This is a genomic window from Schlesneria sp. (genome assembly GCF_036405755.1).
Taxonomy (GTDB): Bacteria; Planctomycetota; Planctomycetia; order Planctomycetales; family Planctomycetaceae; genus Schlesneria; species Schlesneria sphaerica.
In genome coordinates, this window is record NZ_DASWWZ010000530.1 from 1 (window position 1) to 9800 (window position 9800).

At 56.1% G+C, this 9800-nt stretch carries 2 protein-coding genes; both read left to right on the plus strand.

Annotated elements, in window-relative coordinates; all coding sequences use genetic code 11:
- A partial coding sequence (locus VGE80_RS17965; RefSeq protein ID WP_440593618.1) for a hypothetical protein occupies positions 1-1568 on the plus strand: 1568 nt, incomplete at its 5' end.
- Positions 1569-1689: 121 nt separating this feature from the next.
- Positions 1690-9639, plus strand: coding sequence for a hypothetical protein (locus VGE80_RS17970; RefSeq protein WP_440593619.1), 7950 nt, complete (start codon positions 1690-1692; stop codon positions 9637-9639).
- Positions 9640-9800 lie beyond the last annotated feature (161 nt).

Here is a 9800-nt window from a genome sequence, read left to right on the forward strand (position 1 = left end):
TTCAGAAGCCAACTCGTCTGACCGCAGTGATTGTTACCCGCGCCGACGTCAAACAGCATCAGGTTCAGGTAACCACGTTATTGAATTACTTCGTCGAGTATGCCGGTGTCGATACGTTCCGCTTTGCGGTTCCAGAAGCGATTGCTGACAAACTGCAAATTGCTTCTACCGCAGGTGGCGCCGCACCGGCGATCAAGCAGCAGACAAGGGCTGCGGAAGCCGAAGATGGCTGGGTCACCTGGACCGTCGTCATGCAGCGCGACGTAACGGGCTCGCAACCCTTTGAAGTCAAATACGACCTCGTTCCCAATTCTGACGAAGGGGCGGGACAGGAATCGACGACAATCGAACCCATTCGAGTGCTGGATCCGTTCGACTCGGATGACACTACTCAGGGTAAGCGGGAGGTGTCAGTTTCGCGAATCGTCGGAGAAATGACGGTCGTCAAAGAAAGGGCCTTGTCCGTGCAGGCCACGGCAACGGGGGGAGATGTAGAGCCGATCGATGTTCGGGAACTTGAGCATTCCCCGCAGGACGGATTTGTCGCGTACCGGTATTTCAAACAACCAGCAAAGCTTGATGTTGTCGCCAGTCGGTACGACGTGCAGGATGTGGTCGAGACAGTCGTCAGCAAAGCACTTGTGGAGATCGTGCTGGATCGAGCCGGAGTCGGGACGAACCGGTGTCGGTACGTTTTGAAATCGAGTGAGCGTCAGCGTCTGCGGCTGGACCTGCCCGAGAACGTGGAAACGTTGGGGGTTCTTGTTGATCGCAAACCTGCGGTGCTGGAAAAGGCGGAACTGCCCGCGGACAAGGGTTGGGAGTCTTACTACGTCAACGTTGCGAGAACGAAGCCTTCCGACGAATCGTTCACGCTTTCGGTCATCTTCCGCCATGCATTTCGACCGACCCCACTGCAGAACGCGGGGGGGAAACTGGTTTCCCGCCTGCCTCTCATTGGTGGGGCGTCGAACGCGAACGTGGCGGTGCAACAACTGTACGTCAAGGTCTGGGTACCCCCCGAATACTCATTGATCGGTAACCCTACGACCAGGGACGGAGGCCGGGTTCAGCAGAACTTCAGTGTTCAGACGAGAACACAATTGGGCGAATTCTTCCTCGGCAGAAAGAGTGTCGTATTTGGTGAAAAGGATCTGGATCAATGGATCGGACACGATACCGGGGGAATCTTTGATTTCCCGACCGAAGGAAAATGGTTCCAGTACATGAACCTGGGGGGAACCCGCCAGATCGAGGTCTCATGGTGGCATCTTCCCTTTTACACCTTCGTCGTCAGCGGGGCTCTGGCCGCGATTGCTTTGGTCCTGCGAAACACATCGTGGGACAACAAGATCACGCTGCTGATCCTGGGGGTCTTTGCTGCTTGTGCTTACGCACTCAAAGATCACGATCTCGTCTTTCACGGGCTGCAGGTCTCTGCTTACGGCCTCATCGCTGCGGTTGCGATCTGGCTGATTCACAGTCTCTTCCGTGGGACGCGTGTCGAAGTTCGCAAACCGCCTTTAACTCCCCCGTTGGAACCACAGCCCACGGCCTCCGCGACATAGTCAGTGTCCAGGAATGCCCCATCACGGGGGCGAGCAGGGCATGGGCCAGCAACAGATCGGCGCGATTGAGATCGTGATCCACACACAAGTATTCCATTCCTCGGTTACGAGGTGATTCACAATGTTAAACGCTGATCGTCGGCTTTTGCTGGTGCTGCTTCTAGTCGTTTCCTCACCGTTGCTTCTTGAGGCACAGTCAGGCGATCTGGTCTCTGACCTGAATGAGGCTCGTCGTATTTACGTTCCCGTCGAGGATCTGGATGTCATTATCGAACGGGATAAGCAGGGGGTGATCCTTCCCCGAGCCAAGTTTGACGTATTGCTGACCCAGGCTCGAGCCAATTCAGAAAAGAATGCCGTGCCGGCGGCAACCTCCCTGATCTTGACGTCAGCGGACTACAAAGCGCAGATCTCTGGTGACCAGTTACTCATCACTGTCACCGCAGACCTGATGCAGTTTGAGAATGACTGGATCGAATCGCGATTCGCTTTTCAGCGACTTTCACTCGAGCAGGCACTCGTGGACGATGTCCCTGCAATGATTGGTCGCAACTCAGACGGCACTATTTCCCTGTTCACCGATACACGGGGAAAGCACTCTGTCAAACTACAAATGGTCACCGAACTGTCGTCGCTTGGCAGTGACCAGATTGCCGCGTTTCCGCTGCTTCAGGCTCCTGGTGGAGCCTTTACGCTGACGCTTCCTGCCGGAAAAAGACTTTTCATTGGTAACATTCAGCTCGAGCGTCCCGCACCTCTGGATGTGGCTGCGGAGTATCGGATTCCGGTTGGCGGAACGGCCGGATTGCAGTTGAGGATCACAGATCGAGCGACCGAAAATGCGGCTGATTCACTGATGTTCGCTTCGACGGGCTATGGCTTGCATGTGACTCCGGGTGAGGTGACCTGGCACGCGCTGACTTCGCTCCAGATTTTTGGAAAGCCGGTCGAAAGACTGTCGTTCTCTGTTCCTCGCAGGCTCGAAATTTCGGATGTCAGCGCCACTGGCCTGGAGGACTGGGAGCTGCTCGATGATCCCGAGGACGCTCAGCGGACCAATCTGACACTGACATTCGGCCAGGCGTTCGAAGGGAGCCGCAAGATTTCCTTCAAGGGTGTGATGGCTGCTGACCCCGGTGATTCGTGGATGGTTCCGTCACTGCGGATCGACAACGTCAGCTCCCACGTCGGACATCTCCGTATACAACATCCGACGGGAGTGCGCGTTCGCGTGGAAGCAACTGCGGGAATCAGGCGGACGACTGCTTCGGAAAGTTCTTCTGTCGACACGCCGGGGACAACATCCGCAGAGACGCTTCGTTTCGATATCTGGGAACCTGATTTCCTGCTGCAGATGTCGACGCAACCTAAGGAACGAGCTGTACAGGCGGCGGTGGCGACAGTTCTGGATGTCAATGCAACAGGTCTTGAACTGCAGGCCGCTTTAACCGTTCAGACGCAGTTTGCACCCCTGTTTGAACTGGATATCCAGGTCCCTGCGGAATGGCAGGTCCTCAGTGTCACTCGCGAGAACCAGGCACTGAAGTGGCAGTTGGATTCCCTCGATGAGGTCGGGACAAACCAGCTACGGATCCTGCTGGATCCCCCTGTCGCCGCAGGCAGCAGCAGTCAGATTCGGTTGTCGTTGCGTCACGAGCCCGAAATCTGGCCCGTTGAAGCACAACCGGTCACCATTAGCCTCCCTGAACTCTACCTTCCTCAGTCCAGTCTCTCTGAGGGGGCGTTTGTCGTTCGCGGTGATGTGGATCTGGAACTGGAGGCATCTGAGGTCAATGGCCTGGATCCCGTTCCGCTGCGAGAGGAATACGAACGACTTCGATTTCAGTCGCAGGACACACGCTTTTCCGGAAAGTTGAAGATCACTCGCCGTCCATCGAGAGTTGCGACGCAGACTGTGACGTTCGGAAGGATTGATCCACAGACTTTTCATGCCTTTATCCAGAGTCTCGTCGAGGTTCAGGGGGGAGGTGTCCGTACCCTGAAAGTGGCTGTGTCCGAGAGTGCTGGGGCAACGCTCCGGTTTGAATGTACCGGGCCGCGCATCGTCGAGCAGACTTCGCTTCCTCCGCAGGATGATGAGCGTGTCTGGCTTCTTAAGTTTGACCAGCGCTTAACCGGCCAAGCCGTGCTCAAGTGTGATATTGAGTTACCCCGCGGAGATGCCAGGTCGTTCGTTCTTCCCCAATTCCGGTTTATTGATGCCGAGCGACAGACGCACTTCTATGCGATTGAGGCAGGTGGTGAACAACGGCTGTCGGTGGTAGCAACGGACTCTGACAATCAACCTCTTGCTGTTGTGGATCCGCTCGTGCTTCCTCCGGTGCAGTATCAACCCCGAGAGAGGATTGTCGAAGTTTACCGATCGCCCGTTCCAGGGGCCTTACTGACTTTGGCGGAGCAGCGATTTGAAAAAATTCCCGTGATGACGGCGATTTGTCCGTTACTGGACATTGCCACAATTCTCGGTGGAACCGGCGAACTACAGCATCGCGCGACGTTTCACTTGAACGTCGTGGGAGTTCAGGGGCTGCACGTCACTCTACCCATTGATACCCAATTGTGGGCTGCGCTGCTGGATGGCCAACCTGTTGAGGTTCGTCGCAGCGGTGATATCTATCTCATCCCTCTGACCGCAGCGACCTCTCTGGCGGCAAAGAGTCTTCCAGCCTCCGGTGCAACTCGACAGCACGTTCTGCAGCTCTTCTATCGTTCCGCCGTGGGGGGGGACTCAAGGTCTGGAAAGCTTTCGCAGAATCCTCCGCTGCTGACGGTGGAATCCGGCCAAAGAACAGCCCTGTCCGTCGAAGTACTGGAACAGAAATGGACACTCTATTACCCGCAAGAGACACGAGTGATTGAGAGCAAAAGCCCTCTTGAACCGAGTCAGCCACTCGACAGGGTCAGCTTATTAGCGAACTGGGCTTCTGAGCTGAAAGCGCCAGAGCCGGGCAGGCTGGGGATACGCATTTTTATTGTTCTTTTAACGATCGGGATCGTGGCACTGATTAACTCGGGAATGAAGAAGCAGGGGCTTCTCGCCACAATCGCCAAAGTGGGCTTACTGGTTACCGTCTGCGCGATCCTTTTCGTGGTACTGGCAATGCCACTGTCTCGGGCAAGAAGCCGTGTCGGGATCCCTCAGTTGACCTCGGGAGAAAAGTCTGAGTTGGCAAGTGACAAGCTTGTCCCCAAGCCCGTGCGGCATATGGACGATTCTGTGGTACATCCTCAGGACGCATTTCTTGGAATGTATGACGAAGCGGAGCATGTTAAACGTCAGTTTAATGCGGCCGAGTTCCCGCCGGCTCCGCCTCAGGCTGCCCCGGAACATGCTCCGGCACTCTCTCAAGCTGGTCCGCCGCAGCCTGAGAGAGATGGCAATCTTCCCGCTGCCAGCAAGACTCCGACGGCATCGGGGACGCGGGGAACGGCGCGTTTCGCTCTTTTGTCGCTGGCAATGGATTTTGTTCCTCCTGCGGGAAGTCACCAGAAATCATTTCGGTATACCGGTGCCGAAACCGCTTTGAGTGGAATCCCGTTGATCGTGGACTATGTTGATCGCCGTTCTCTCGGTTCGTTCCGTCTCTTTCTCGTCGCGCTCCTGGCAACCTCTGCGTGGATCCTGCGCGGGACGTCGCTGAACCTGAAGTTGAGACTTCTGGCGATCTGTCTGGCGCTTCCTCTGGCCGCACTTCCGCTGGCGCCAATGAGCTGGCAGGGGGCAATCGACGGTCTTGTGATCGGTTCGATTGTTTCTGCTGTGATCTGGATTTTATGCGGAAGTCTCCGGTGGTTGAGGACGCGATTGCTGCCACGCTCTGTGGCGGGTCTGGCGCTCGTTTTGTTAACGATGGGAGCTTCTGACGCCGTCCGTGCGGATGACGTATCAAGTCCAGCAAGCCCTGCGACGCTGATTGTTCCGTTCGACGCTGGAACAGAACCCCTTGCTTCAGAACGAGTCTTTCTTTCGTACGAACAATTCCGTCAGCTCTATCGATTGGCGAATCCTGACCAGGTTTTGAAGAATGCGGCACCCCAGCCAGGGGCAGTTATTGAAGCACTTTATGCGGCGAAAGTGGTGCAGAACGAAGAACAGTCCGCCGAGTCGGTGGCCCGTGTCACGGCCCGCTATGTGGTTAAGAGCTTCGTGGATGGCCAATTTCTCGTTGATCTTCCTTTGGGCAAAACTGTGGCCGTCGAGGCGACGCTGGACGGGCAAGCGACGGCCCTCATTACGGATGGGGGGGCGCTGAAAGTGGCCATTCCCAAGCCGGGGTTACATGTTGTCGACCTCGTGTTTGAAGTTCCGGCAAAGATCTCGGGAAATACCGGGTCATTCGTTCTGCCCCTGATTCCAGTTCCTTCCGGTAAGCTGGCGTTCGAACTTCCCGGTGAGAATCTCTCCGTCCGGGTAAACGGTTCTTCCACGATCTTCCGTCTGGTTAATCAAGACGACCGGAACGTGATGGAGCTACCGATCGATAAGGGGGGGGAACTCGCGATCTCGTGGCAGCCTCAGCAGGCCCAGGGTACAGCGAGTGCTGTCGTCCACGTTGATTCGGTCGAAGCGATGACGATTTCGGATGCGGGAGTTCACCTTGGCCACGGATTCGCAATTCGAGTGCGCCAGGGGGGAATTGCCGACACCACCTTCGACTTGCCCGAGTCACTCAAGCTACAGGCTGTGAATGGACCGGATGTGGGTGGCTGGGAGATCCAGGGCGATGGCGACGATCGAAAGTTACGAGTCATTTTTCGTCGGAATGTGACGGATCAGACGCAGGTTTCGATCGAAACATTTTTCAATCGCAAAGTCGATGTGGCTGCTGTTTCCATCTCGGTTCCGCAGGTTGTTCCACGCGATGCCACGAACGAGATCGGGCAAATTGCCGTTTTTGCGGGAGAGCAGTTTACGGTCCGGGCCGAGCAGGTTGAAGCTTTAACTCAGACCGATGGCGGCAAGTTCTCGACACCGATCCCTGTCAAACGGCCCGAGTCACAGCCACTGTTAGCCTATCGCTTCTCGAAGCGACCATTTCAACTCGTCCTGCGGGCGACTCGCCAGGAGCCGCAAGTGCACGTGACATCTCAGCAAGGGGCGTTAGTCACACTGCGAAAACAGCATTTGACGACCAGGTTTCTTTATCAACTGACAGGTGCACCTCTCTCTTCGCTCTCTGTTGCCTTACCCGAGAACTTTGTACTGCTCGACGTGCAGGCGACAGAACTCCGTGACTACTACGTGACGAAGGAAGATGAGGAAGCGACTCTCACCATTGAACTGAACAAGCCCATGCTCGGGAGGGTCGAACTGGTGATGACAGGGTTCGTCCCGCGTGACGATGTCGCGGTTGCTTCGATCGTCTTCCCACACCCAATGGAACCGACCCGTCTGGATACATCGGTCGCGGTGTGGCTCGATGAGGGCTTTGCCGGGACTCTCGACAGTCTCGAAGGTTGGCGCTCAACTGATGCGTCGGCGGTGTCTGATGAACTTCGAGCCGTTCGTCCCGGGAAGACGGCTCAGTTTGCATTCACCTCATCCAGCACCCAACCATCCCCCATTTCATTGTCGACAGTCCAGTCAGTCCCGAAGATCACTGCCAATGGCCTGACGATGGTGACAGTAACGGATGTCGCGGTCGTGTATCTGCTTGCACTGCAATGGCAGATCGATGCCTCACGCGTTGACACTCTCACGTTGACGACGCCCGATTGGCTCGCTGGCAAACTTGAGTTTCAAGGTCCCAACGTCCGTGACACCACGTTCTCTGACGCGGGAGAAAAGACAACACGATGGACCGTCCATCTGCGAACCCCTCAGAGTGGCAGCATCTTCATCACAGCGACGGCCACTCTACCGCCCGTCACGGGTGAACTGTCGGCTCCCGCGCTGGTCTTCGAGCACAGCCAGCGTCCCGTTGACCGGCAACGACAGTACGTCTTGTTGATCAATTCATCACTCAGTCAACTGTCGTCGCTCAACCCTTCGCTGACCGAGCCTGTTCAGCGAGATGAACTTCCCGTCGTTGTTAATCAGGAGTTCATCAATCAAGCCACTGAACTGGTTCGAGTTAAAGAGCTGAAGACAGCTCCCAGCTGGGGCCTCAACCGCTTCGCCCAGCAGGTCATCGCTCCAGCATCGGTCAATGTGGCCGACCTGACGACCGTTCTCAGTCGCGACGGGACTTATCGAGCCCAGGCGATTTACACGATGAAGAATCATACCCGTCAGTTTCTCGCGATCGTGCTACCCGAAAGAACAGAACTCTTGTCTGTCTTTGTAGCGGGGCAGCCGGCACGCGCTGTCACGACCAAGCTCGATTCACTCAGGGGCGAGTCCGTCCAATTGATTGCGCTTCCGAAAACGAGTGCCGTCGACCTCTCGTTTCCGGTGAAGATCGTCTGGCGAGGAAGCCTGGGGAAAGAACTTCCGAAAGCGGCTCGTTTAACACGCGAGGAACTTTCGATACCCGCACCGAGAATCCTGAGTCAGAACGATGATCCTGAGTTCGGAATCCCGGTCGCAAGAACCCGTTGGACGGTGTACCTTCCGGAGGACCTGGAGGCAAAGCCGCTCGCCTCAGCATTACTGCATAACCTGAACGTCTCCGATGATTCGGAAAACCTCTACGGAAACGCCGTTCTGCAGGAGGCAGGAGAGTTGCTCGGATACTTTGAGAAGATCCGTGAAAGTAATAGTCGGGTCCAGACGCGTGATAATCTGAGGCAGATTGGTGTCGCTGCAAATAACCTGAAGGTGCTGGGGCGAGCACTCAGTAGTTACAGCGATACCGAGGGGGACTCTTCCTTTTCCAGGAACAAGGCGGACGTGCTGAAGCGGTTGTCGGAGATTGACCGACTTGCAACGGAAGAAGCAAAAAAGGCAGACGCCTATTTCACTGCCGCAGCGAATTCTGGTCTTCAGAAGGGAGGAAATTCCTTCCAGGCAGAGGGGCTCGCTGAAGGGGTCGCGATCGCTAATGGGCAGCAAAATGCGTTGATTCTCTCGAATACAATTTCTGGGCATGGGGATGGAAGTCAACTGGGGGACGATCGCATCTCGTTCGGCCTGTCCGTCAAAGGAGAGAGCGCAGCGGATTCCAAATCGCTTGAGGCCGGTCAGAAATCAAGCGGTGGCCATCCCGTTCAAGGCGTAGAGGCAGGCGATCTTCGGTCTCGATTAAGGATGTCGAATGAAGCGAATATCACTGAACTCCATTCGCATGTCCTGAAAAATCGAGCACAGGAATCCAATCAGCAGTCCCAGGCGGGGGTTTCATCCAACGCCATTACGGGGCCGACGAATGGATCCGTTCTTCCGCAGTCTGCGACCCCAGCAGGTCAATCCGATTTCAGTGGCAGCGGGGCGTCACCACAGGGGGGGATGATGGGTGGATTCAGGGAGAACAGAACTCTCTGGAATTACGATCGCGCCACCGGGACTGACGGTGAGCCTCTTCCTGGCGGAGCGGGAATGATGGGAGGCGGACTTTCTCCGTTCGATAGCGATGCAGGGAACGGGTCCGAACAACGTCTCTTTGGTAGAAGGCCGATAGGGGGCGACGTACCCCCCAAGGCTGCAGAGGATATGCCACCCTGGGGGCTGGCGAATCAAATGCCAATCGATGGGCGAAAGCAGGGGGGACAGGACGGCGTGAATCAACCTGGCAGTGCGTTGCCCGCAATCAGGCAGGGTGCAGGTTTGTCATTAGACATCAATCTACCAGTTGCAGGACGAAAGCTGGTCTTCTCAAAATCGGGTGGAGATGCCAAGTTGGGACTGGCGGTTCACTCCCGTCAATCGCTGCAGTGGGTGGCGGGTGTCGTCTGGGCGCTGGTCTGTCTGGCAAGCCTGGTCGCCATCCTTCGCATTTTGGGTAGGACCTCCATCTTACCGAGACTTGTAGGGTCAATGTCTATGGCCGCAGCTATTCTCGGGGGTATTGGGTTTTGCCTGCTTCCGTCTCCCTTAAACTGGTTTGGATTTGGACTGATGATTATGGGCTTCCTGATCTTGTTGGGTCACCGACGCCTGAGTTGCCCTTGATTCCTCGCCTGGGTGGACCTGAACTCTGCATGTGACCTGGGGTCAATCGAAGTTGAAGCGATGGACCTGGATACCGATCTGCAGCTCCGTCGGTAAATTGGCGGGTCACAAGCCTTTCTAGCAAGGTTGCTTAGATTTCTCGGGTTCCGTCGGGACCCTGG

Bases quoted from the DNA above. Each gene is read 5' to 3' on its own strand.
- VGE80_RS17970 (WP_440593619.1), top strand. From the start codon at position 1,690: ATGTTAAACGCTGATCGTCGGCTTTTGCTGGTGCTGCTTCTAGTCGTT.